The organism is Burkholderia sp. KL41 (genome assembly GCF_057005415.2).
In genome coordinates this window covers 1612346-1636924 of record NZ_CM174447.1, presented here as the reverse complement: position 1 = coordinate 1636924, position 24579 = coordinate 1612346, and the positions used below count along the sequence as shown (strand labels likewise).

At 67.7% G+C, this 24579-nt stretch carries 14 protein-coding genes; 5 read left to right on the top strand and 9 right to left on the bottom strand.

Annotation, left to right across the window (positions count from 1 at the left end; translation table 11 throughout):
- Nucleotides 1-26: 26 nt before the first annotated feature.
- The 4 genes from PQB87_RS24800 to PQB87_RS24785 form a co-directional block, all read right to left on the bottom strand.
- Nucleotides 27-446: a DoxX family protein gene (locus PQB87_RS24800; RefSeq protein WP_027791849.1), complete on the bottom strand. Its 420-nt coding sequence runs from the start codon at nt 444-446 to the stop codon at nt 27-29.
- Nucleotides 447-631: 185 nt separating this feature from the next.
- A complete protein-coding gene (locus PQB87_RS24795) occupies nt 632-1909 on the bottom strand; it encodes a cytochrome c (RefSeq protein ID WP_059687063.1) in 1278 nt (425 codons plus the stop codon).
- 2 nt (nt 1910-1911) lie between these two features.
- Nucleotides 1912-3531 (bottom strand): GMC family oxidoreductase, encoded by a 1620-nt coding sequence (locus PQB87_RS24790; protein ID WP_027791851.1) that lies wholly within the window; start codon nt 3529-3531, stop codon nt 1912-1914.
- The gene (locus tag PQB87_RS24785) at nt 3531-4037 is read right to left on the bottom strand and encodes a sugar dehydrogenase complex small subunit (RefSeq protein ID WP_027791852.1); all 507 of its coding nucleotides are present in this window, start codon (nt 4035-4037) and stop codon (nt 3531-3533) included. The genes PQB87_RS24790 and PQB87_RS24785 overlap by 1 nt, the downstream gene beginning before the upstream one ends.
- A 310-nt stretch (nt 4038-4347) precedes the next feature.
- Here PQB87_RS24785 and PQB87_RS24780 point away from each other — a divergent pair, with 310 nt between their 5' ends.
- The gene (locus PQB87_RS24780) at nt 4348-10404 is read left to right on the top strand and encodes an alpha-2-macroglobulin family protein (protein WP_489244119.1); all 6057 of its coding nucleotides are present in this window, start codon (nt 4348-4350) and stop codon (nt 10402-10404) included.
- 10 nt (nt 10405-10414) lie between these two features.
- Nucleotides 10415-12658: a penicillin-binding protein 1C gene (gene pbpC / locus PQB87_RS24775; protein ID WP_111939934.1), complete on the top strand. Its 2244-nt coding sequence runs from the start codon at nt 10415-10417 to the stop codon at nt 12656-12658.
- Nucleotides 12659-12699: 41 nt separating this feature from the next.
- On the opposite strand, the gene PQB87_RS24770 is transcribed toward pbpC, so the two are convergent.
- Both PQB87_RS24770 and PQB87_RS24765 read right to left on the bottom strand, forming a co-directional pair.
- Nucleotides 12700-13338, bottom strand: coding sequence for a LemA family protein (locus tag PQB87_RS24770; protein ID WP_111940056.1), 639 nt, complete (start codon nt 13336-13338; stop codon nt 12700-12702).
- An 81-nt stretch (nt 13339-13419) separates the two neighbouring features.
- Entirely contained in the window at nt 13420-14847 is a 1428-nt protein-coding gene (locus PQB87_RS24765; protein ID WP_489244117.1) for a TPM domain-containing protein, read from the bottom strand.
- Nucleotides 14848-15137: 290 nt separating this feature from the next.
- On the opposite strand from PQB87_RS24765, the gene PQB87_RS24760 reads away from it, so the two are divergent.
- Complete coding sequence (locus PQB87_RS24760; RefSeq protein WP_175830254.1) at nt 15138-15830, top strand: hypothetical protein; 693 nt, start codon at nt 15138-15140, stop codon at nt 15828-15830.
- 52 nt (nt 15831-15882) lie between these two features.
- Here PQB87_RS24760 and PQB87_RS24755 read toward each other — a convergent pair whose 3' ends face one another.
- From PQB87_RS24755 to PQB87_RS24745, 3 genes are all read right to left on the bottom strand, one after another.
- On the bottom strand, nt 15883-16404 hold the full coding sequence (locus tag PQB87_RS24755) for a GNAT family N-acetyltransferase (protein WP_111939931.1): 522 nt from the start codon (nt 16402-16404) through the stop codon (nt 15883-15885).
- Between the two features lie 21 nt (nt 16405-16425).
- Nucleotides 16426-17679, bottom strand: coding sequence for a multidrug effflux MFS transporter (locus PQB87_RS24750; protein WP_059687071.1), 1254 nt, complete (start codon nt 17677-17679; stop codon nt 16426-16428).
- 368 nt (nt 17680-18047) lie between these two features.
- Nucleotides 18048-18944 carry a glutamate/aspartate ABC transporter substrate-binding protein gene (locus tag PQB87_RS24745; protein WP_489244115.1) on the bottom strand — a complete coding sequence of 299 codons (897 nt, stop codon included), beginning with the start codon at nt 18942-18944 and terminating at the stop codon, nt 18048-18050.
- Between the two features lie 422 nt (nt 18945-19366).
- On the opposite strand from PQB87_RS24745, the gene PQB87_RS24740 reads away from it, so the two are divergent.
- Together PQB87_RS24740 and mgtA are read left to right on the top strand one after the other, a co-directional pair.
- Nucleotides 19367-21028, top strand: a complete 1662-nt coding sequence (locus tag PQB87_RS24740; RefSeq protein ID WP_059687073.1) for a S8 family peptidase — start codon at nt 19367-19369, stop codon at nt 21026-21028.
- Between the two features lie 711 nt (nt 21029-21739).
- Nucleotides 21740-24505 (top strand): magnesium-translocating P-type ATPase, encoded by a 2766-nt coding sequence (mgtA, locus tag PQB87_RS24735; protein WP_489244113.1) that lies wholly within the window; start codon nt 21740-21742, stop codon nt 24503-24505.
- The last annotated feature ends 74 nt before the right edge of the window (nt 24506-24579 follow it).

Sequence of the window (24579 nt, the reverse complement as noted above, 5' to 3'; positions counted from 1 at the left end):
GCCCCATGCGCGCGCCCCGGGTCCGTTTATCCGCGATCGATCGAGAAACGCCCGGGGCCCGCCGCGCAAAGCGCGAGCAGGCCGCCGGAAATCGCGATGTTCTTGTAGAAATGAATCATGTTGTTGATCTGCTCGCCGCCCGTCATCGTCCAGTAGTGATGGCCGATGATGCCGGTGCCGATCGTATAGAGCGCCAGCAGCAGCGCGAGCGCGCGCGTCTGGAAGCCGACCAGGATCGCGACCCCGACGAACAGCTCCATCACGACGGAGATCGCGGCGGAAATGATCGGCGCGGGCGCGCCTTCCGAACCCATGAACGCGATGGTACCGGGGAAGTCGACGATCTTCTTCCAGCCGAACATCACGAACAGGATCACGAGCAGGATCCGGGCAAGCAGCAGCAGCACATCGCGCTGGGACGCGAGAAACGGTTGATTCGGTGTCATGGTGTCGATCAACGAAAGCGATGCGCATGGCGCAAATACGCCCGGCGCACCGGATTGCGAATGAACCAGGACGGACGGCCGCCTGCGCCGCCCATCCCGCTCTGCAACAACCGGCATCGGGCAACAACCCGATGTGCTGTGCTCCTCCTCTTGTCAGTTATCGCCCTGCTTCGTCGCGCGCCGCATCAACGCAGCTTCGCGACGTCCTGCTCGGTCACCTTCGCGGCCGGATTGCCGAACTGCCCGGTCAGGTAGTTCGTCAGCGCGGCGATCTGCGCATCCGACAGCTCGTGGCGGAACGCCGGCATCCCGACGTCCTCGCTGCCGGCCTTGCGCTGCACGCCGTTCAGGATCACCTGCACGAGGTTGGTCGGATTCGGTGCGCCCACCGTCGAGTTGTGGAACAGCGGCGGGTAATAACCGTCCGGCGTGCCCTTGCCCTGCATCTGGTGGCAGGTCGCGCAGTTGCCGAGATACAGCCGTGCCGGATCGATGCCCGACGACGCGAGTGCGACGCCGCGCAGCGTCAGGCCGTCCTCGGCCGGCTTGCCCCACGACGAGCGCGACTGCTTCGCGTCGCCGCTGGCAACTGCCGGCACCGTGCGAATGTACGTCGAGATCGCGCCGATGTCGGCTTCGGTCATCTTCGAGAAGCTGTGCTCGATCGCCTCGGCCATCGGCCCGGCCGCCTGCGCGAGACCCGGCACGGTGCCGGTGCGCAGGTACTGGACGAGCTGCTGCTGCGTCCAGCCGCCGATCCCCGCGTTGGCGTCGGACGTGATGTTGTAGCCGTCCCAGCCCGCCAGCACCGAACCCGACAGGAAGCTGCCGCCCGTCTCGTCGAGCGACTTCTCCTGCATCGCGATGCCGCGCGGCGTGTGGCACGTGCTGCAGTGCGCGAGGCCCTGCACGAGATACGCGCCGCGGTTCCACTCGGCGCTCTGCGCCGGCTTCGGCTCGTACGCGCCGTCCTTCAGGAACAGCCAGTTCCAGATCTTCAGCGGCCAGCGCATGCTCAGCAGCGCGGGAATCTCGTTCTTCGGCGGCGCCTGCTTGACCGGCTCGACGCCGTGCATGAAGTACGCATACAGCGCCTGCACGTCGTCGTCGTTGATCTTCGCGTACGACACGTAGGGCATCGCCGGATACAGGTTGTCGCCGTTCTTCGACACCCCGTGGCGCACCGCGCGCTCGAAGTCCTCGGCCGACCAGTTGCCGATGCCCGTCTCGGGATCGGGCGTGATGTTGCTCGTATAGATCTTGCCGAGCATCGGGATCGGCATGCCGAGACCGCCCGCGAACGGCTTGCCGCCCTTCGCGGTGTGGCAGGCCATGCAGTCGCCCGCGACCGCGAGGTATTCGCCGCGCTTGACCAGCGCCGGATCGGCCGCATCGGCCGCGCGTGCGAGGCCCGGCAGCGCGAGGCAGCCGGCGAGGAGGAAGGTGAGAGTAGATTTCCGCACGGTCAGACTTCCTTCTTCAGCGTGTCCGACATCCGCAGCGCAAGCGCCGCGATCGTCAGCGTCACGTTCACCGTACCGACGGTCGGCATCGTCGAGCTGCTCGAGATGAACAGGTTCGGATGGTCGAACGTGCGGCAGTCCTTGTCGACGACCGAGTCGCGTGCGTCCGCGCCCATGATCGTCGCGCCCGTGATGTGGTTGTTCGGCGCGAACTCGTCGTTGAAGACGACTTCGGTGCCGCCCAGCACCTTCGCGGCCGTCGCGTAGACCTCGCGCGTGTGCACGGCGCCGCGCTTCACGTAGTCGTCGATCGCATAGGTGATCTCCGGGCGCGGGATGCCGACCGCGTCGGTGGCCGTCTTGCTCGGCACGATGCGGTTCTCGGGCTGCGGCAGGATTTCGTGGAAGCAGTCGAACTGCACGTAGCGCGCGGAACGATCGCGGATCTGCGCGTCGAGCTCCTCGGGCTTCATCAGCTTGCCGGCCTTGAAGATCTTCTGCGTCTCCTGGTTGATGCGCGACATGTTCGACAGGTGGATCTTCTTCGCGGCTTCGGTCGCGCGGAACGGGCCGTCGCGGAAGCCGATCAGCGACGTCATCTCCTGCGGGCCGCGACCCGGCCACAGCTTCTCGTTCGCGTAGAACGACACGCCGGTGCCCGGGTGGTCCATCAGGTTGCGGCCGACCATGTCCGAGCTGTTCGCGACACCGTTCGGGAAATCGCGGTTCGCGGACATCAGCAGGATCTTCGGCGTCTCGATGCCGTTCGCGGCAATCACGAAGTACTTGCCTTCGACGCGATGGTCGGCACCCGTCTTGTCCTTGTAGACCGCGGCGGTGATGCGCTTGTCCGGCCCGGTCTCGAGCTTGTAGACGACCGCGCTGTCGATCAGCTTCGCGCCGGCCTGCTCGGCCTTCTCGACGTGCACGATGCCGTTGTACATCGCGCCGATCGGGCAGATCGGCATGCAGTTGTTGTTCCCGCAACAAGTGGGCCGGCCGTCGTACGGGCGGCTGTTGCGCGCGACCGGCTCGGTCACCACGTGGAACTTCGGGTCATAGCCGTTGAGCGCGCTCTTGATCGTCTGCTCGTTGAACGACAACGGCAGCGGCGGCATCGGGTACGGCTCCTTGCGCGGCGAGTAAAGATCCTCCTCGGGGCCCGGTCCCCACACGCCGAGTTCCTCCTCGGCGCGCTGGTACCAATGCTCGATGTCGTCGTACTGGATCGGCCAGTCGCGGCCGACACCGTACACGGTCTTCATCTTGAAGTCGTTCGGGATGAAACGCCACGCCGACGCGGCCCAGTGCCACGTCGTGCCGCCCACCGCACGGATGTACTGCGAGTTGAACTTGTGCTCGCCCTTCAGGATCAGGTAGTCGTTCGGCGGGCCGTATTCCGGATGCGGCGCCCACGCGCTCGACGGGTACGGGGCCATGAAGTCGGTCTTGTCGACCTGGTTGCGGAAGCGCTCGACGATTTCCCAGCGCGGCATGCGCGGGCCGGCTTCCAGCAGGATCACGGACTTGCCCGCCATCGCGAGCTGGTGCGCGACGATCGCGCCTGCGACACCCGAGCCGACGACGACGACGTCGGCCTTTTGCGTATCGGTATCGGCCATCAGGCTTGCCTCTCGATCGGTTTGTCGGCCCAGAAGCCGGGTTTGTTGGGGCAATACGACGGGATCACGAGCGTATCGGACACGACGCTGAACATTAATGCTTCTTCGTAGGTAATCACGACGTTGTCGACGATGCCGAGATACCACGCTTCAAGAATCTTCAGCGCGAGTGTTTCCTGATCGGGATTCAGCGAACCGGACGCGAGTGCGCCGGCGAGTTGCGGCAGGCTGTCGGCGGTCTTGAACGAACCCTTCTGCAAGGCCTGCAGGAAGCGCTGGCCGAGCACGCGGCTCAGCCCCTTCTTGCCTGTCAATGCTTCGGAGAGCGTCATGAACGTATCGAGCGGCGCGGTGCCGGGATCGTCGGCCAGGGCCCGCAACGCCAGCGAGCCCGTGAGGCCCGCCGCCGTCAGCGCCAGTGCGCCCTGCAGCCATTGACGCCGAGTGATGCCTGTTACGGCTGCGTCGCCAGTGCGACGCGAGTGGGGAGTGTTGTCGTTGTGCATGTTTCCTTTTCTCTCGAACACCGGATTCGGGAAAACCACGCTTGATATTTCTCAAACATTGGCGCGGACCTGAAATGTACGCGCACAAATCGGATCGAACAATCTTTTTATAGTCCATTAAATGTTCCGCAATCCGAGACAATCGACATTTCGCTGCTTTTTTGTATCGTCGGCGCGACAAAGTTGCGGCCGACGCACCCATGTCGTACACCGGCGACACACTGACCGCGCGCGACGATGCATGCGCATGTCGGTCGGTTAGAATCGCGTGCAATCAAACAGAAAGCTTCCCTCCGAGGGCGATCGAGCGATGAAGCAGCACGACAAACAGAACAAAACGGAACGCATCCACCACACCACCCGGCTGCTCTGGCGCCTTGGCGCCGTCGCGGCGCTCGGCGGCGCCACGGCACTGTCGCTGCATGCCGGCGCGGCCCGCACGGTGAGCGTCTCGCCGCAAGGCACCGTCACCGAAGTCCGGCAGAGCGTCGTCAAGTTCGACGAACCGATGGTCGCGTTCGGCTCGGCGTCCGCGCCGAATCCCGCACGCGTCACCTGCAACGATTCCGCGGCCGCGCGCGGCCAGGGTCACTGGCTCGACGACAAGACCTGGGTTTACGATTTCGAAAACGACCTGCCGCCCGGCGTGCGCTGCTCGGTCGCGCTCAACGACACGTTGCGTTCGGTCGCCGGCAATGCGGCCAGCGGCCCGCGCCGCTTCACGTTCCAGACGGGCGGCCCGTTCCCGGTGAACGTCCGCCCCGGCTCGCGCGAGATCGAGGAACACCAGGTATTCGTGCTCAAGCTGAACGGCCCGGCCGAACCGCGCTCGGCGCTCGCGAACATCTGGTGCGAAGCGGCCGGCATCGGCAACCGCATTCCCGTCACGGCCGCCGACAACGATGCGCGCAACGCGCTGCTCGATCACTTCGGGCTGAAGAAGGATGCCGCGCGCGTGCTGACGCTGTCGTGCGCGCAGGCGCTGCCCGCGAGCGCAAAGATGCAGCTCGTGTACGGCAAGGGCGTCACGAGCCCGAGCGGGATTCCGAACGAAACGGAACGGCGCTTCGATTTCACCGTGCGCGCACCGTTCGCCGCGAGCTTCTCGTGCGAGCGCGAGAACGCGAAAGCGCCCTGCACGCCGCTGCGCCCGCTCACGCTGTCGTTCAACGCGCCGATCTCGCGCAAGAACGCCGAGGCGATCAAGCTGCGCGGCCCTGACGGTTCGCTGTCGCCGACCTTCGCGGCCGACGACAAGAGCGAGGAAGTCACCACCGTCACGTTCAACCCGCCGCTGCCCGAGCAGGCCGGCCTGACGATCGAATTGCCGTCGGGCCTGCGCGACGTGACCGACCGACCGCTGTCGAACGCCGACCTGTTCCCGCTCGCGACGCGCACCGCGCCGATGCCGCCGCTCGCGAAGTTCTCGTCGGGCACCTTCGGGATCGTCGAACGCTTCGCCGAACCCGATACGCCCGCGCTCGTACCCGTCACGCTGCGCAACGTCGAGGCCGACCTGCATATCGACGGCTTGAACACCCAGGGCGCGCAGTTCTCGAACCTGAAGGTCGACGACGACACCGCGATTCGTCAGTGGATGCGCACCGTCGACCGCTTCGACAACTGGTCGATGACGGCCGGCTCGATCGACAGCCAGATTCCCGGCCTGCTCGAACGCAAGGGCCAGCACCCCGCCTACGTGCCGCGCGAAGCCGGCGAGAAGGCGCCCGCACCGAAGGATCGCCGCATCGACGTGCGCTCGCTGACCCTGCTCAAGGGCCAGCCCGGCGTGCAGGCGCTGACGCTGCCGAAGGCGGACCCGAAGGCACTGCGTCCGTTCGAAGTCGTCGGCGTGCCGATCGACAAGCCCGGCTTCTACGTGCTCGAACTCGCGTCGCCCGCGCTCGGCCGCTCGCTACTCGCGAAGCCGTCGAGCATGTACGTGCGCACCACGGTGCTCGTCACCAACCTCGGCGTGCACCTGAAACAGGGCCGCGAAAACAACCTCGTGTGGGTCACGACGCTCGACAAGGGCAAGCCCGTGCCGAACGCGCAGATCCGCGTGTCGGACTGCAACGGCGACGAAATCGCATCGGGCACGACCGACGCGCAGGGGCTGCTGAAGATCGACGGCGCGTTCGAATCGAAGCGCGCATGCAGCTCGTCCGACTCGGAGCAACGCTTCGACGACTACTTCGTGTCGGCCCGCGTGAACGATCCGAAGACGGGCCCCGACATGGCGTTCGTCAGCTCGGGCTGGAACCGCGGGATCGAATCGTGGCGCTTCAACGTGCCGACCGATACCGACAGCGCACGGACCGTGCGCGCGCATACGGTGTTCGACCGCACGCTGCTGCGCGCGGGCGAAACCGTGTCGATGAAGCACTTCATCCGGTCCGAGACGCTGCAGAGCCTCGCGTTCCCGTCGCAATACCCGACGCGCGTGACGATCCGCCATCTCGGCACGGGCCAGACCTACAAGCTGCCGCTCACGTGGGCGGCCGACCACAGCGCGGACTCGCAGTTCACGCTGCCGGCCGCCGCGAAGCTCGGTGAATACAGCGTCGAGCTCGAAGGCGGCCCGGAAGACTCGCCCACGTCCACCTACTACAGCGGCAGCTTCCGCGTCGAGGCGTTCCGCCTGCCGGTGCTGAAGGGATCGATCGGCGCGCGCGACGCGCAGAAGAGCCCGCTCGTCGCCGTGAAGGAAGCGCCGCTCGCGGTGCAGATCGACTACGTGTCGGGCGGCGGCGCATCGAACCTGCCCGTGCAGGTGTCGGCGCTGATGAAGTGGGCATCGCCGCCGTTCGCCGATCGCTTCGAGGATTTCAGCTTCACGCCGTATCGCCCCGACACGAGCGACGGCAATGCCGACGACGATTCGCAGGACGGCGACAACGCGTCGTCGTCGAACAACGATCCCGACGCGACGAAGCTGATCGCCGACAAGCTGCCGCTGACGCTCGACCGCAACGGTGCCGGCTCGGTCACGCTGAAGGGCCTGCCCGACGTCGACGCACCGAAGCGCATCGCGCTCGAAGCGACGTTCGCGGACCCGAACGGCGAAGTGCAGACGATTCGCGGCGACACGATCCTGTGGCCGGCCGCGGTGGTGGCCGGCATCAAGGCGGGCCGCTGGGTCTCGGTCGGCCAGCGCGTGCCCGTGCAGGCGCTGGCGGTCGACCTGCAAGGCAAGCCGCGCGCGTCGGTGCCGATCGAGATCAAGGGCGTCGCGCGCATCACGACGTCGTCGCGCAAGCGGATGGTCGGCGGCTTCTATGCGTACGACAACAAGAGCGACACCCGCGACCTCGGCGTGCTGTGCTCGGGCAAGACCGACGACAAGGGCCGCATGGCCTGCGACGCGACGCTCGAACAGGCCGGCAACGTGCAGCTGATCGCGGTGGCCAAGGACGGCGACGGCCGCACGTCGAACGCGTCGACCTCGGTATGGGTCACGCGCGAAGACGAACTCTGGTTCGGCGGCGACAACACCGACCGGATCGACGTGATCCCCGAGAAAACCTCGTACGAACCGGGCGAAACCGCCCGCTTCCAGGTGCGCATGCCGTTCCGCTACGCGACCGCGCTGGTGGCGGTCGAGCGCGGCGGCGTGATGGAAACGCACATCGTCGAACTGAACGGCAAGAACCCGACGGTCGACCTGAAGGTCGGCGACACGTGGGGGCCGAACGTCTATGTGTCGGTGCTCGCGCTGCGCGGCCGGATTCGCGAGGTGCCCTGGTACTCGTTCTTCACGTGGGGCTGGAAGGCACCGGTCGAATGGGCACGCGCATTCTGGCGCGAGGGCCGTCACTATGAAGCGCCGACGGCGTTCGTCGACCTGTCGAAACCCGCGTTCCGCTACGGCCTCGGCGAGATCAAGGTCGGCACCGGCGTGCACCGTCTCGGCGTGACCGTGACGACCGACGCGACGCGCTACACCGTGCGCAGCAAGGCGCAGGCGCACGTGAAGGTCACACTGCCGAACGGCCAGCCCGCGCCGGCCGGCACGCAGATCGCGGTCGCGGCCGTCGACGAGGCGTTGCTCGAACTGATGCCGAACAACAGCTGGGACCTGCTCGACGCGATGCTGCGGCGACGCGCGTACGGCGTCGAGACGGCCACCGCGCAGATGGAAATCGTCGGTCGCCGCCACTTCGGCCGCAAGGCCGTGCCGGCCGGCGGCGGCGGCGGCAGCGCGCCGACGCGCGAGCTGTTCGACACGCTGCTGCTGTGGAATCCGCGCGTGACGCTGGACGCCAACGGCAGCGCGACCGTCGAGGTGCCGCTGAACGACGCGCTCACGCGCTTCCGGATCGTCGCGATCGCGGCGGTCGGCCCCGACCGCTTCGGCACCGGCAGCACGTCGATCCGCAGTACGCAGGATCTGCAGCTGATCTCCGGCCTGCCGCCGCTCGTGCGCGAAGGCGACGCGTTCCGCGCGCAAGTCACGCTGCGCAACACGACCGACCGCGCGATGCAGGTCGTCGTGACGCCGCGTGTGACGGGCCTCGATGTCGCACCGCAAACCATATCGCTGGCGGCCAATACGGCAACCGAAGTCGCATGGACGATCACCGTGCCCGAGCAGGCGCTCGACGCGGCCGGTGCGCTGAACTGGCGCATCGAAGCGGCCGAGCAAGGCGGCAAGCGCGCGTCCGACGCGCTGGCGGTCGCGCAGAAGGTCGTGCCCGCACTGCCGGTCACGGTTCAGCAGGCGACGCTCGCGCAGGTCGACGGCACGCTGACGGTGCCGGTGGCCTCCCCGGCCGGCGCCGCGAACAACGCGCAAGGCTTGCCGCGCGGCGGCATCGCCGTGTCGCTGCAGTCGAAGCTCGCCGACGGACTGCCCGGCGTGAAGCGCTGGTTCGAGCGCTATCCGTACCGCTGCCTCGAACAGCAGACGTCGCGCGCGATCGGCCTGCGCGATCCCGCGCAATGGCAGGCGCTGATCGCCCGCATGCCCGTCTATCTCGACAGCGACGGGCTCGCGAGCTACTTCCCGCCGTCGTCCGACGATTCGCACGCCGGCAGCGCGACGCTGTCGTCGTACCTGCTCGTGGTGTCCGACGAGGCGAGCCGTCTCGACCCGCGCTTCGCGCTGCCGGAAGACCTCCGCACGCAGCTCGAAGCCGGGCTCGCGCGCTTCGTCGACGGCCGCCTCGAGCGCAACACGTGGGCGCCGCGCCAGGATCGCGACCTCCGCAAGCTCGCCGCGATCGAGGCGCTGTCGCGCTACGGTGCCGCGCAAGGACGCATGCTCGGCTCGATCGAGATCGCGCCGAACCAGTGGCCGACGTCGGCGGTGATCGACTATCACGCGATCCTCACGCGCGTGAAGGACATCCCGCAACGCGACGAGAAACGCGCGCAGGTCGAGCAGATCCTGCGGGCACGCCTCACGTACCAGGGCACGCAGCTCGTGTTCTCGACCGCGCGCGACGACGACCTGTGGTGGCTGATGACCAGCAACGAGACCAACGCGGCCCGCCTCGCGCTGGAATTCGCCGGCGATCCGGCGTGGAAGGACGAGATGCCGCGCGTGACGGCCGGCCTGCTCGCCCTGCAGCGCCAGGGCGCATGGCAGACGACCACGTCGAACGCGCTCGGCCTGCTCGCGGTCGAGCGCTTCTCGCGCACCTACGAGAGCACGCCGGTTGCCGGCGCGACGAAGGTCGCGCTCGGCGGCGACGAACGCACGATCTCGTGGTCGCAGGCGCCGGCACCCGCGCCCGCCGACCCGGCTGCATCGACCACCCCGGCCACCCCGGCCACCCGCGCCGCCGCGGCCCGCAGCGTGATGCTGCCGTGGCCGCGCGCGTCGCAGGCACCGGCCACGCTGTCCGTCACGCAAGACGGCACCGGCCGCCCGTGGGCCACGATCGAAAGCCTCGCGGCCGTGCCGCTGCGTTCGCCGTTCGCGGCCGGCTACCGGATCACGAAGACCGTCACGCCGGTGTCGCCCGCCGTCAAGGGCGTGCTGACGCGCGGCGACGTCGTGCGCGTGCATCTCGACATCGACGCGCAGAGCGACATGACGTGGGTCGTCGTCAACGATCCGGTTCCGGCCGGTTCGACGATCCTCGGCTCGGGCCTCGGCCGCGACTCCGAAGCCGCGACGCAGGGCGAGAAGACGCCGGACGGCGCCTGGCCGGCGTTCATCGAGCGCGACTTCGACGGCTACCGTGCGTACTACGACTATCTGCCGAAGGGCAAATTCTCGGTGGAGTACACGGTGCGGCTGAACAACGTCGGCACGTTCGGGCTGCCGCCGACGCGTGTCGAGGCGCTGTACGCGCCGTCCGTGTACGGCCTGTGGCCGAACCCGCCGATGACCGTGAAGCCGGCCGACGCGGGCAAGTAACGAGTACGCGATGATCGATCAGGTATTGCCGCGGCCGGCGCGTTTCGCCGGCCGCGTATTCGTCGCCGTCGTGCTGGCCGCGCCGCTCGTCGCGCATGCGCTGCCGGGCTACGACGAAGTGCGCCGCAACTGGCGCAGCTCCGACTGGGTGCTGCTCGCGCGCGACGGCACGCCGCTGCAGCGCACGCGCGTCGACCTCACCGAACGGCGCGGCGACTGGGTGTCGCTCGCGGACGTGTCGCCCGCGTTTCGCGAGGCGATCGTCGTGTCGGAAGACAAGCGCTTTTACGAACACAGCGGGGTCGACTGGCGCGGCATCGCCGGCGCCGCGTGGGGCAACCTGTGGAACGAACGCACGCGCGGCGCATCGACCGTCACGATGCAGCTCGCCGGGCTGCTCAGCGATTCGCCGCGCCGGTCGGGCCAGCGCTCGCTGCCGCAGAAGGCCTCGCAGGCCGTCAACGCGCTGCTGCTCGAACGCGGCTGGCGCAAGGACCAGGTGCTCGAAGCATACCTGAACCTCGTGCCGTTCCGCGGCGAGACGATCGGCCTCGCCGCGCTGTCGCAGGTGCTGTTCGGCAAGGCGCCGTCGGGCCTCGACGCACGCGAAGCCGCGATCGCGGCCGCGCTCGTGCGTGCGCCCAACGCCACGCCCGCGAAGGTCGCCGAGCGCGCGTGCCGGATCCTGCGCGACATGCACGCGGAGCCGGCCTGTGCTTCGCTCGACGGCTACGTGCAGCTGGTCACCGCGCGGCCGGCCAGCGCCGCGCGCGACGACGGCGCCGCCCTCGCCCCGCACTTCGCGCGACGCATCGCGGCCGAGGTCCGGCCGGCGGCCGGCGCGCAGGTGCGCACGACGCTCGATGCGCCGCTGCAGCGCTTCGCACGCGACACGCTGATGCGCGCGCTGACCGAACTCAACGCGCCCGCGCACCGGCGCAACGTGCAGGACGGTGCGGTCGTCGTGATCGACAACGCGACCGGCGAGATTCGTGCATGGGTCGGCTCGTCCGGCGCGCTGTCGAGCGCGCGCGACGTCGACGCCGTGCTCGCGCCGCGCCAGGCCGGCTCGACACTCAAGCCGTTCCTGTACGCGCAGGCGATCGACGAGAAACGGCTGACGGCCGCGTCGCTGCTCGACGACGCGCAGATCAACCTCGCCGCCGGCGGCGGCCTGTACATCCCGCAGAACTACGACAAGGATTTCAAGGGCTGGGTGAGCGTGCGCAGCGCGCTCGGCGGCTCGTTGAACGTGCCGGCCGTGCGCACGCTCGTGCTCGTCACGCCGCACCGCTTCGCGCGCACGCTGACTGCGCTCGGCCTGCCGCTCGCGCAGGAAGGCGACTACTACGGCTTCAGCCTCGCGCTCGGCAGTGCGGACGTCACGCTGCTGTCGCTGACCAACGCGTACCGCGCGCTCGCGAACGGCGGCGTCGCCCGCCAGGTCGTCGACCGGCCAACGCCGGCACCGGCATCCGGCGCATCGGCCGCCTCGCCCGCCCGCGCGGCCGACGGCACGCGCGTGTTCAGCGAGGCAGCCAGCTTCGTCGTGACCGACATCCTCTCCGACAACAACGCGCGCGTGCGCACGTTCGGCTTCGACAATCCGCTCGCGACGCGCTTCTTCTCGGCAGTCAAGACCGGCACGAGCAAGGACATGCGCGACAACTGGACCGTCGGTTTCACGTCGCGCTATACGGTCGGTGTGTGGGTCGGCAATGCGGACGGCTCGCCGATGTGGGACGTGTCGGGTGTCACGGGCGCGTCGCCGGTGTGGTCGGCCGTCGTCGGCTACCTGCACCGCGACGTGCCGAGCCGCGCGCCGCGCGCGCCGGCCGGCGTCGAGACGCGCCGCATCACCTTCGAGCGCGACATCGAACCGTCACGCAACGAGTGGTTCGTCGCGGGCACGGCGGTCGACACGATCCGGCTCGCCGCCCCCGTCACGCCGGGCAAGGACGGCGCGCGCGCGCCGCTGACGATCGGCACGCCGACCGACGGCACGATCTTCGCGATCGACCCGGACATTCCGCCGAAGAATCAGCGAATCTGGTTCGAGCGCTCGGCCGGGCGCACCGCGAAGTTCGCGTGGCGGCTCGACGACAAGGTGATCGGGCATGCCGACCGCGTCGCGTGGATGCCGTGGCCGGGCCGGCACCGGCTCGAACTCGTCGATGCGCGCGGCAATGTTGCCGACGCGATCGGCTTCGAGGTGCGCGGCGCGTTCGCGAAGGCGGCCGCGCGCAAGCCCTGAGTGCGCGCTTCGGTCGGACGTTTCGACCTGACGCTCCGGCCTTACTCGCCGGCCGCGTTTGCCTTCGCCGGCTGCGGCTGCGACTGCGACTGCGCCGAGAAATCGAGTGCCGGCGCGGTTGAAACCGCCGCTTCGTTCGCGACGCTGAAATTCGGGCGCGGCTGGTAGCCGAAGATCTTCGCGATCACGACGCCCGGGAACTGGCGGATCTGCACGTTGTAGTGCTGCACCGTCTTGATGTAGCGGCCGCGCGCGACCGCGATGCGGTTTTCCGTGCCTTCGAGCTGGGTCTGCAGGTCGCGGAACGCTTCGTTCGCCTTCAGCTCCGGATAACGCTCGGACACCACCATCAGCCGGCTCAGCGCCCCGGACAGCTCGCCCTGCCGCTGGTCGAACGCCGCGAGCGCGGCCGGGTCCTTCACCATCTCCGGCGTCATCTGCACGCTGCCCACGCGCGCACGGGCCGATGCCACCTCGGTCAGCACGCGCGCCTCGTGCGACGCGTAGCCCTTCACCGACGCGGCGAGATTCGGCACGAGGTCCGCGCGGCGCTGATACTGGTTCAGCACTTCGGACCATGCGGCATTGATGTCCTCGTCGGACGACTGGATCGCGTTGTAGCCGCACCCCGCGAGCGGGGCCAGCACGCAGCATACGAGCAGGATTCGAATCCATTTCATCATGGGTTGTTTCCGGTTGAACGCTCCGGGCGGAGCGGCAGGTGAAAGGAATCAGGTGCGCAGGCAGGCTGCGCGCGGACGCTACCAGCGGCCCGATGCGCCGCCACCGCCGCTCGATCCGCCGCCGCCGCGGAACGAATCGGAACTCGATTGCGACCGGGAGCCGGACGAGGATGACGACGAAGACGAGCCGCCGCCCGTCAGCTTCGCCCAGATCACGGCGAGTACGCACAGCACGCCGAAGATGCCGGACAGCACTTCCCCGACCGAATAGTCCATTTCGCGCCCGATCGCGACGATCATGAACAGCGTCCCGCCCACGATCGCGGTGATTTTGCGCACGCGCGCCGACCGGAACAGGTTGATGCCGAGCAGGCACGGCCCGACACCGGCGGCCGCCGGAACGAACGCCGCGGCGCCCAGCATGGCTTCGAGATTGCCGTTGAAGATCGCGCCGACCGGCAGCATCACGACCGGCACGACGGCCGCCACGAGCCAGGCGGCCAGGAGCGCCACCCTGCGGCGCAGCTTGCGCCATTGCGCGACCACGCCGAGCACGACATTGGCAACCCCGAGCAGGAACCAGAACCGCACGCCGCCCGTGTTCGGGCGTTTCCGCTCGGGCAGGCCGTTCGACTGGTATTTTTCGCCGCCGGCTCGCGCGTCGCGGGGCGGCGGGTTCGCGGCATCCGTCGCGGTCGCCGCGGCCGTTTCGTATGCTTCGTCGCGCCCGTCGAGCGCCGTGGCGGGTGTGGGCGGCTCCGGCGCGGCGACGTCGGCCGGCATCATTTCGTGCGTCAGCGCGTCCAGCGCATCGTTGATGCCGGCTTCAATGCGGTTCTCGCGGAATGCCGGCACGATCCGCTCGCGAATGATCCGGCCCGCGACGATGTCCGGAATCGTGCCTTCGAGCCCGTAGCCGACTTCGATCCGCACGGTATGGTCGTTGAGCGCGGCGACGAGCAGCAGGCCGTTGTTGACCTCGGCCTTGCCGAGTTTCCATTGGTCGAACACGGTGGTCGCAAACTGTTCGATCGTCGATTGTCCGGTCGACCCGACCAGCAGGATCGCGACCTGTACGCCGAGCCGTTGTTCGAGCGCGGCGAGGCGGTCGGTCAGCTCGGAGGCGCAGGCCGCGCTCAGCACGCCCGTCGTGTCCGTCACGCGGCCTTTCAACGGCGGTGCGGCTTCCGGCTTCGGGGCGACCGGATAGGCTGCCGCGGCGGCCACGTGTGTGCAGGCCGACCGGGTCGGGGTGGAAAACGTGGCGGCCATGGACGCCGCGACGGCAACGCCGCCTTCTTCGGCCGGCGCCGCGATGGCCGTGCCGCCGAACAGCAGGATCGCGCCCGCGAGCAAGGCAGTGGCCTTCCGGAAGCCGGACCTGCCGGTCACGCCCTTGGTGCCGCGTGTGTGCCGAATGCCGGTTCGGGCCGTGCCTGCCCGCGATGCCGGATCGCCCTCGCCGCCCGGCGCGCACGGCCGGCCCGTCTGTCGTTTCGAATTCATGTCGGAAACGGCGCGCCGGCTCCATCGGGAACGGCACGTTCTCTCGTCGTTTTTAATCGTCCCGCAGCATAACCAATTGTGAAAGGAACTGAAAGGTTTCCGGCCGACTTCCGGATCTCGTCATTTCAGCGTGCCGCTGCACGTCGCGCTCGTCGTCAGGCCGCGTCCGGCCGCAGGCCGGCCAGACGACCGAAACGGGCAAGCAGCGCCCCGCTTCGGGACATAGAATGTGAACGGCGCCGCACCGTCGTCGCCTACCGGTTGCCCCACTCTCCTCAAGGCCAGCGACCATGAACCTGCACCCCAGGCGTTTCATCCGCCCCGCGCTGGGCACGCTCTGCCTCGCCACCCTCGCAACGCTTCAGGCGTGCAACGGCGATGCCTGCTTCGGCGTGGATGTCTGCTTCAACAACAACAACACGCAAACCGTCGCGCTGTCGGGCACGGCCGCGACGGGCGACGCGCTCGCGAGCGCGCAGGTGACGGTCAGCTGCGTGACGGGCTCGGCGACGACGCTGACCGACGGCGGCGGCAACTACCGCGTGACGGTCAATGCCGCGCTGCCGTGCGTCGTCACCGTGACGTCGGGCGGCACGAGCCTGCATTCGCTCGCGTACGCGGGCGGCACGTTCAATACGACGCCCGAGACCGAACTGATGCTGGTCTATCTCGCCGCCCAGCTCGGCACGAACACCGCCGCATTGATCGGCAATTTCCAGGGCAATCCGCGCTACCAGCAGGCGATGAACAGCCCGAACACCGTACAGGCCGCGCAATCGGCCGTGGTGACGAACCTGCAGCAGCGCTATTCGGTCACGCTCACGGCGCCGGCGTTCCTGACCACGTCGTTCACGGTCGGGCAACCGGGTGTCGACAGCGATCTCGTCGCGCTCGCGAAAGCCGGCGCGATCGACGCGAACGGGATGCCCGATCCGGCTGCGGTTACGCTGCTCACGCAGGCCGGCGCGGCGCATCCGCTTTGACAAGCGGCCGGCGGCGGGAAGAAGGTCGCCCGCTACTGCCTGGTATCGCGCGTCAGCCGCGCGCTTCGGGCGCGTCGTCGGCCAGCAGCGCCCACCGTTCGTGGTCGCGCCATGCGCCGTCGATGCGCAGATAACGCGGAGAAAACCCCTCTTTCGTGAAGCCGAGCCGCCGAACCAGCGCAATCGATGCATGGTTGCCCGGCTGGATGTTCGCTTCGAGCCGATGCAGCCCGAGTTCGCCGAACGCGACGCCGATCGCCGCGCGCATGGCGTCGGTCATCAGCCCCTTGCGGCTGAACGCCACCATCCCGTAGTACCCGAGATACGCGCTCTGGAACACGCCGCCGACGATCTCGTTGAGGTTCACCACGCCGACCACCGCCCCGGACGTGCGCTCGCGCGCGACGAAGCCGACGTTCGGCCCCGTCAGGCAGCGCCCGAACCACTGGTCGAATCCCGCCTGGTCGGTGAACGAGTCGACCCACGGCAGATGATGGTCCCGGCTCGCGCGATTGGCGGCGATCAGGTCGGCGGCGTCGGTTCGGGCGACGCGGTTCAGCAGGATCGGGGTCATGGAGCAGTCGACAGGCGGCATTTACGCGGCCTCCCCACGCCCGCACGCGACGGGCGCGGCCTGGGCCTGCTGCTGCGACAGGTACCGCAGCAGCTTGGTGACCATCCACACGACGATGCAGGACAGCGCGACGAAGAAGACCGCGAGCGGCGTCAGGACATGGATCGACACGAAACCGGCCAGCCCCATCATCGCGGACGACACGAGCAGCAGCGCGCATCCGAGGATCGCGCTCGTCAAGCCGGCGATATGCGGAAACAGCGAATTGCCCTTGGCCATCAGCGTCGGGTACATCGCGCCCGCGCAGAAACCCATCACGAGCACCGGCGTCGCGAGCGTCCACACGCGCAGCCCGACGGTCAGCGCCAGCACCAGCATCGCGACCGACGCCCCCGCCATCACGCGTGCACCGATACGCAGCCGTTGCTCGGCACTCGGCAGCCCGCGCCCGTGAATGCGGTTCGACAGCCCGCCGAGGAAATACATGAGCCCGATGCCGAGCGCGAGATAACCGAAGAAGGTCGGCGGCTTGTGCAGCGTGGTCTGCACCATGAACGGCCCGACGATGTTGAACACCAGCAGGATGCTGTAGCACAGCCCCTGTGCGAGGAAGCAGCTCTGGAACACCGGGCTCGCCAGCACCTTGCCCGCGTTCGCCATCAGCGTGCGCGGCTCGAGATGCACCGGCTTCGGCAAGGTTTCGCGGTATCGCCACAGCAGCGCCCACATCACCAGCGAGTACACCAGCAGGAACACGAGGCAGGCGCGCCAGCCGAACCATTCCTGCAGGTGCGCGCCGATCACCGGCGCGATGATCGGCGCGAGCCCCCACGCGATCGACATGTACGTGAACGCGTGCATCAGCGCCTGGCCGGAGAACGAATCGGTGATGATCGCCTTCGCGAGCAGGTTGGTGGTCGCGATCCCGAAACCCTGCAGGCAGCGCGCCAGCACGAACGTCTCCAGGTTCTGCGCGCCGAGCGACAGCAGGCAGCCGATCGTATAGATCACGAGCCCGAACGCCAGCACGCGCTTGCGCCCATATGCGTCGGCGACCGGCCCGAAGATGAGCTGGCCGAGCGCGTAGGCGGCCATGTAGCCGGACACGCTCGACTGGATCGCCTGCGGCGTGGTCGCGAACGAACGTGCCATGTCGGGCAGCGCGGGCACGTAGATGTCGATCGCGAGCTGGCCGGCGGACGCGAACAGGCAGATCAGGAACAACAGGAAACGCGGCGAGTTCGACTCGCGCGCGGGAGTGAGCGTGGCGTTCATGACGACTGGGGAGGAGGTCGGACAGCGGTGACGCAGTCGTGCGATGTTCGAACCGCGAACACCCGTGCGTCATGTCGAATGCCGTATTGTGCCTGTTGTCGCGTCATGCCGCCGGATTCCCCTGGCACGGACGAGGTTGAATGCCGATTGCGGCATACCCGGAAATCCGCTACGGGCATTGCAGCAGACGCTTCAGGCCGCTCGAATCCTGACTTGGGCCGGTACCTCGAGCGTTCCTGGCGGTACCGGTCGCGCTTGGCCCGGAGATCAAGACCTGATGCTGTTCCAGCCACTTGCCTTCCACACCGCAACCGCCGGCACGCACCGGCGGTTTTTCATTACCGAATGTCGATCAATACCGCATCCGGTCAATACTGCGCCTGATCCGTCGGATTCCTGAACAGCTGCTTCATCTCCGCCGACAGCGGATAGTTGAGGCTCACGCTCTTCGGCGGGATCGGCTGCATGAACCATTGGTCGTAGAGCTTCTCGGCCGCGCCCGACGTCTGCATCTTCGCAATCACGCCGTCGACCACGCGCTTGAACGCCGGATCGTCCCTGCGCATCATGCACGCGTAATTCTCGTGAACCAGCGGCGTGCCCGTCACCGTGTACGCGCCCGGGTTGCGATCCTTCGCGATCTCGCCGTACAGCAACGGCTCGTCCATCACGAACGCCACCGCGCGCCCGGTCGTGACGTTCATGAACGCTTCGGCGTGATCCTTGGCGCTGATGATCGTCATGTTCATCGCCTTCTCTTCGTTGAGCTTGCGCAGCAGGCGCTCGTCCGACGTGCCGGCCGTCGTCGCGACCGTCTTGCCGGCCAGGTCCGCGAAATCCTTCACGCCCGAATCCTTGCGCGTGCTGAAGCGGATGCCATAAAGAAAGATGCTGTTCGAGAACGCGGCCTGCTTCTGCCGTTCGAGCGTGTTCGTCGTCGATCCGCATTCGAAATCGATCGTCCCGTTCTGCAGCAGCGGAATCCGGTTCTGCGACGTGATCGGGATCTCCTTCACCGAGACGTTCGGCAGGTTCAATTCCGTCTTCAGCTGGTCGACGATGCGCGATGCGATGTCGCGCGAATAGCCGATGTTCTTCTGCTGGTTGTCCGAATACGAGAACGGCACCGACGACTCACGAATGCCGAGCGACACGACGCCCGTGTCCTTGATCTTCTTCAGCGTGCCGGTGAGGGCCTGCGCGTGCGCGGTACCCGCCAGCGCACAGGACAGCGCGACGGCCAGCCTGCATAAGCGGCGATCCATGCTTTTCTCCTGACGAAACGTTGATCGAATCGCGATCCTACGCCCGACAAAATTCGCGTCGCATCAGGGAAAGCGTAAGCAACCTTCCACCGTGACCGCGCATTGAAAGACGTTTGCCGTGCCGCGCAAACCGGCCCTTGCCGCGCATTTCGCCCGACCGGCCGCACGCGGGCTCGCCCCGCCTTCTGTGCCACACGTTCCAAACACGTGTTCATGCTGCGACGCAGCAACGTAATCGTTTGCGCAAGCCCCGGTTTTTCTCGTGAAACGCACTCAAGAAGCCGCCGCGCCAGCCGTTACCCAGTGCATGGCGCGTCGCAGCAAGCTTGCCGCGGCCGCCAGACAAAAAACGACAAGGTCCGGGTCAGCCGGACCAGCGCCACCGCCGGCACGACGGTTATCTACGAGGATCGAGTTTCAACATGAGAACCAAGCGTTTCAATCTTGCGCTGGCGCGCTCCGCACATGCGCGCATGCTCGCCGGCATGCTGTCCGCCGCCGCCCTCCTGCCCCTCGCCGGTTGCGGCGGCGGAGGCGGCGGCGACGGCAGCAACCCGTCTTCGTCCAACGCGGCGCCGGCACCGGCACCTGCCCCCGCCCCGACGCCCGCTCCCGGCACACCGACGACCCCGCCCGCCTCGGCCGGCAACAATGCATGCGCGACGCAGCAGGCCGCCGTGCAGATGGCCGCGCAGGCCGCGCCGGCAGAAGCGCCGATCGATCACCTGATCGTCAAGCTGAAGACGCTGACGGCCACGCGTGCGATGGCGGCCATCGACAACGGGACGCGGCTCGACGCGGTCATCCAGCGCTCGATGACGCGCTGGACGGCACCGGTCGCCGGCAGTGCACGTGCCTATGCGAGCACGGTCGGGCAAGCCCCGGTGAACGTGCAGGTCGAACGGACGATCTCGAACGGCGCGGCCGTGCTGTCGCTCGGCCAGCGCATGGCAGCCACCGACGCAGCCGCGCTCGCGCAGGCATTCGCGGCCGATTCGGACGTCGACTACGCGGAACCGGATCACCCGATGCAGATCCGCGACACGCCGAGCGATCCGCTCTACAACCAGCAGTGGTACCTGTCCGACCCGACCGCCGGCATCGACCTGCCGCCCGCCTGGAACGTGACCAAGGGTTCGCCGACCGTCGTCACGGCCGTGCTCGACACCGGCTACCGGCCGCATGCCGACCTCATGGGCAACCTGCTGTCCGGCTACAGCTTCATCAGCAACGTCAACACCAGCAACAACGGCCTGACGCGCAACCCTGACGCAACCGATCCGGGCGACTGGGTCACGCAACAGGAACTCGACAACGCAAACGGCCCGTACTATCACTGCGCGAGCCAGCCGAGCGACAGCAGCTGGCACGGCACGCGCGTGATGGGCGTGATCGGCGCGACCGCCAACAACGGCACCGGCATCGCCGGCGTGTCATGGCTCAGCCAGATCCTGCCGGTGCGCGTGCTCGGCAAGTGCGGCGGCGTGACGAGCGATATCGCCGACGGGATGCGCTGGGCAGCCGGCATCCCGGTGAACGGCGTGCCGACGAACCCGCGCCCCGCGAAGGTCATCAACCTGAGCCTCGGCGGTGTCGGCGCGTGCAGCACGACGTTCCAGCAGGCCATCGACGACGTGACCGCGAAGGGCGTGACCGTCGTCGTCGCGGCCGGCAACGACGGCCTGTCGACCGGGCTCGACCAGCCTGCGAACTGCCGCGGCGTGATCAGCGTCGGCGCCACCGATGCGACCGGCCGCCGTGCCTCGTTCAGCAACTTCGGCGCCGATGTCTCGCTGAGCGCGCCGGGCGTCAACATCCTGTCGACGTCGAACACCGGCACCACGACGCCGGGCTCGGACACCTACGGCCTCGCGAACGGCACCAGCCTTGCGACGCCGCAGGTGTCGGGCATCGCCGCGCTGATGCTGTCGGTGAACGGCAACCTCACGCCCGCGCAGATCCAGCAGAAGCTGCAAGGCGGCGCGCGCACGACCAAGCTCGCGGCCGGCACGTCGTGCTCCGCGATGCCGGCAGGCTCGGGCATTGTCGACGCAGGGGCCGCCATCGCGGCAGCGGGCCAGTAACCCGCCCTGCTTCCACGCGGCCGCGCGCATGCCGATCACGCATGCGCGCGGCCGTTTCATTCGCGGCAATCCGGGGCGGCGCCACGCACACATCAGCCCGATTACGTTTCTCGAAATAACGACCGACAAAAGGGTTGACGCTTCGCACAGCGACCCATTACCATCGCTCCCGTCTAATTACATGGAGTGTTCTGTGAACACCGATGCGAGTTGTAGTTGGTGCTTGACCAACTTGACTGCTGCCTGAGGAAAACGCGCAGAGCCTCGTCTTCTGCCGCATCCCGGGAAGCAGGATGCGGCGCCCTTCCGGCCTGACCGGCCAGATCTCCCGCCGAATTTTCGATGTTGTCGAACGCACGCGCCGCGCCGTCGCGCGCGTGCGTTCGTGTTGCGCGCAGCGTCAGCCGCGTGCGCCTTCCGTTCGCGTGCCGTCCGGCCGCGCGCCTTCGTGCGTGCGTCGCCGTCGATCGCCCGTGCTGATTACCCGCAACCGACAGGAGTGCAGATGAACTCAGACGACAGTAGTCGATTACCGCTCGCCGGTGCGACGCCGCGCATCGCCCCTCCGGCCGCACCGCACGCGCCGGCGAGCGTTCCATCCATCACCGATCCACAGCCGATCGCGCCTGACGCGACGCGGCGGGGAGCGCTCGTGCGTCGATAACGTCACGGTCGCTCCCCGCCCGCCGCCTCGTGCGCAAGGAACGACTCATGACGACACGACACAACACCTCGCAGAAGAAACAGCGCGGCTTCATCAAGACCGGCGCCGGCCAGCAGAACGAACCGCGCATCATGCGCGTCGCGCAGGAAGCGGCCCGTCCGCTCGAAGACACGCTGAAGGCGCTGCATACCAGCACGCGCGGCCTCACCTACGACCAGGCCGCCGATCGCCTGCAGCACTACGGCCCGAACGAAATCGCGCACGACAAGCCGCCGCACTGGACGCGCCAGCTGCTGCTTTCCTTCCACAACCCGTTCGTCTACGTGCTGCTGGTACTGGCCGCCATCAGCTTCTTCACCGACGTCTGGTTCGCCGCACCCGACGATCGCGACTACGTCGGCATGACGATCCTGCTGACGATGGTCACGATCAGCGCGCTGCTGCGCTTCGTGCAGGAATTCCGCTCGCTGCGCGCGGCCGAGAAGCTGAAGGCGATGGTCCGCACGACGGCCACCGTGCAGCGTTCCGTGACCGACACGTCCGAGCCGGCGCGCCGCGAAGTGCCGATGCGCGAAGTCGTGACCGGCGACATCGTGCACCTGTCGGCCGGCGACATGATCCCGGCGGACGTGCGCCTGCTCGCATCGCGCGACCTGTTCATCAGCCAGGCCGTGCTGACCGGCGAAGCGCTGCCCGTCGAGAAATACGACACGCTCGGCGCGGTGGCCGGCAAATCCGCGAGCTCGCCCGCGGACGGTGCGGCGAACGATGCATCGGCATCGCTGCTCGATCTCGAGAACGTCTGCTTCATGGGCACCAACGTCGTCAGCGGCACGGCGACGGCCGTCGTCGTCGCGACCGGCGAAGATACGTACTTCGGCTCGCTCGCGCGCAACGTCGTGAGCCACAAGCGCATCGAGACGAGCTTCGACCGCGGCGTCGCAAGCGTGAGCTGGCTGCTGATCAAGTTCATGTTCGTGATGGTGCCGATCGTGTTCATGATCAACGGGCTGACCAAGGGCGACTGGCTGAGCGCGCTCACGTTCGCGCTCGCGGTGGCCGTGGGCCTCACGCCCGAGATGCTGCCGATGATCGTCAGCGCGAACCTCGCGCGCGGCGCGGTCGCGATGGCGCGCCGCAAGGTCGTCGTGAAACGCCTGAACTCGGTGCAGAACTTCGGCGCGATGGACGTGCTGTGCACCGACAAGACCGGCACGCTCACGCAGGACAAGATCATCCTCGAGCATCACCTCGACCTGTCGGGCCACAAGAACGAGGACATCCTGCGGCTCGGCTGGCTGAACAGCTTCCACCAGAGCGGCCAGAAGAACCTGATCGACATCGCGGTCGTCGCACGTGCCGACGAGATCGGCGAGCGCGTGAAGCCGCAGGGCTACAAGAAGATCGACGAACTGCCGTTCGACTTCGTCCGGCGCCGCCTGTCGGTCGTCGTCGAGGACACGCGCGGCACGCACCTGCTGATCTGCAAGGGCGCGGTCGAGGAGATGCTGGCCGTCTCCACGCACGTGCAGGATGAAGACGGCGTGCGTCCGCTCGACTTCGTCGCGCGCAAGCGGCTGCTCGAACAGGCCAGCGCGTACAACGAGGACGGTTTCCGCGTGCTCGTGCTCGCGACGCGCACGATCCCGCGCGGCGACGAGCGCGAGCAGTACCGCACCGCCGACGAACACGACCTCGTCGTGCGCGGCTTCCTGACCTTCCTCGACCCGCCGAAGGAATCGGCCGCGCCGGCACTCGCCGCGCTGCGCGAAAACGGTGTCGCGGTGAAGGTGCTGACGGGCGACAACCCGATCGTCACGATGAAGGTATGCCGCCAGGTCGGCCTCGAACCCGGCAAGCCGATCCTCGGCACGGAGATCGAAGCGCTCGACGACGCGACGCTCGCGCAGGTCGTCGAACGCACGACGGTGTTCGCGAAACTGACGCCGCTGCAGAAGGCTCGCATCGTCAAGGCGCTGCAGGCGAACGGCCACACGGTCGGCTTCCTCGGCGACGGCATCAACGACGCCCCCGCGCTGCGCGACGCCGACGTCGGCATCTCGGTCGACAGCGGCGCCGACATCGCGAAGGAAACCGCCGACATCATCCTGCTCGAAAAGAGCCTGATGGTGCTCGAGGAAGGCGTGATCAAGGGCCGCGAGACGTTCGGCAACATCCTGAAGTACCTGAACATGACCGCGAGCTCGAACTTCGGCAACGTGTTCTCGGTGCTCGTCGCCAGCGCGTTCCTGCCGTGGGAGCCGATGCTCGCGACGCAGCTGCTCGTGCTGAACCTGATCTACGACACGTCGCAGATGCTGCTGCCGTGGGACAAGATGGACCCCGAGTTCCTGAAGAAGCCGCGCAAGTGGGAAGCCGGCAACATCAGCCGCTTCATGCTGTGGGTCGGGCCGACGTCGTCGGTGTTCGACATCACGACGTACATCCTGATGTGGACGGTATTCGGCGCGGGTGCGATGTATCACCTGAACGGCGGTACGGGCGGCCAGATCGTGATGAACTCGGGCTGGTTCATCGAGAGCCTCGTGTCGCAGACGCTCGTCGTGCACCTGCTGCGCACGCAGAAGATTCCGTTCCTGCAGAGCACGGCCGCGCTGCCGGTCCTGCTGTCAACATTCACCGCGATCGCGATCGGCTGCTGGCTGCCGTTCTCGCCGTTCGCGGAGTCGCTCGGCTTCATGCACCTGCCGGGCACCTTCTGGCTGTGGCTCGCCACGACGATGGTCGGCTATATCCTGCTCGCGCAGATCGTCAAGACGATCTACGTGCGCCGCTACAAGCAGTGGTTCTGATTCCGTTCGGATGACGATGTACCGGCCCGCGCAACGCGCGCGGGCCGGCCTTTCACGACGCTCTATCGGTAATG

Coding starts and splice junctions, on each gene's coding strand:
- PQB87_RS24800 (WP_027791849.1), bottom strand. CDS start 446: ATGACACCGAATCAACCGTTTCTCGCGTCCCAGCGCGATGTGCTGCTG.
- PQB87_RS24790 (WP_027791851.1), bottom strand. CDS start 3,531: ATGGCCGATACCGATACGCAAAAGGCCGACGTCGTCGTCGTCGGCTCG.
- PQB87_RS24785 (WP_027791852.1), bottom strand. CDS start 4,037: ATGCACAACGACAACACTCCCCACTCGCGTCGCACTGGCGACGCAGCC.
- PQB87_RS24780 (WP_489244119.1), top strand. CDS start 4,348: ATGAAGCAGCACGACAAACAGAACAAAACGGAACGCATCCACCACACC.
- pbpC (WP_111939934.1), top strand. CDS start 10,415: ATGATCGATCAGGTATTGCCGCGGCCGGCGCGTTTCGCCGGCCGCGTA.
- PQB87_RS24770 (WP_111940056.1), bottom strand. CDS start 13,338: ATGAAATGGATTCGAATCCTGCTCGTATGCTGCGTGCTGGCCCCGCTC.
- PQB87_RS24765 (WP_489244117.1), bottom strand. CDS start 14,847: ATGAATTCGAAACGACAGACGGGCCGGCCGTGCGCGCCGGGCGGCGAG.
- PQB87_RS24760 (WP_175830254.1), top strand. CDS start 15,138: ATGAACCTGCACCCCAGGCGTTTCATCCGCCCCGCGCTGGGCACGCTC.
- PQB87_RS24755 (WP_111939931.1), bottom strand. CDS start 16,404: ATGACCCCGATCCTGCTGAACCGCGTCGCCCGAACCGACGCCGCCGAC.
- PQB87_RS24750 (WP_059687071.1), bottom strand. CDS start 17,679: ATGAACGCCACGCTCACTCCCGCGCGCGAGTCGAACTCGCCGCGTTTC.
- PQB87_RS24745 (WP_489244115.1), bottom strand. CDS start 18,944: ATGGATCGCCGCTTATGCAGGCTGGCCGTCGCGCTGTCCTGTGCGCTG.
- PQB87_RS24740 (WP_059687073.1), top strand. CDS start 19,367: ATGAGAACCAAGCGTTTCAATCTTGCGCTGGCGCGCTCCGCACATGCG.
- mgtA (WP_489244113.1), top strand. CDS start 21,740: ATGACGACACGACACAACACCTCGCAGAAGAAACAGCGCGGCTTCATC.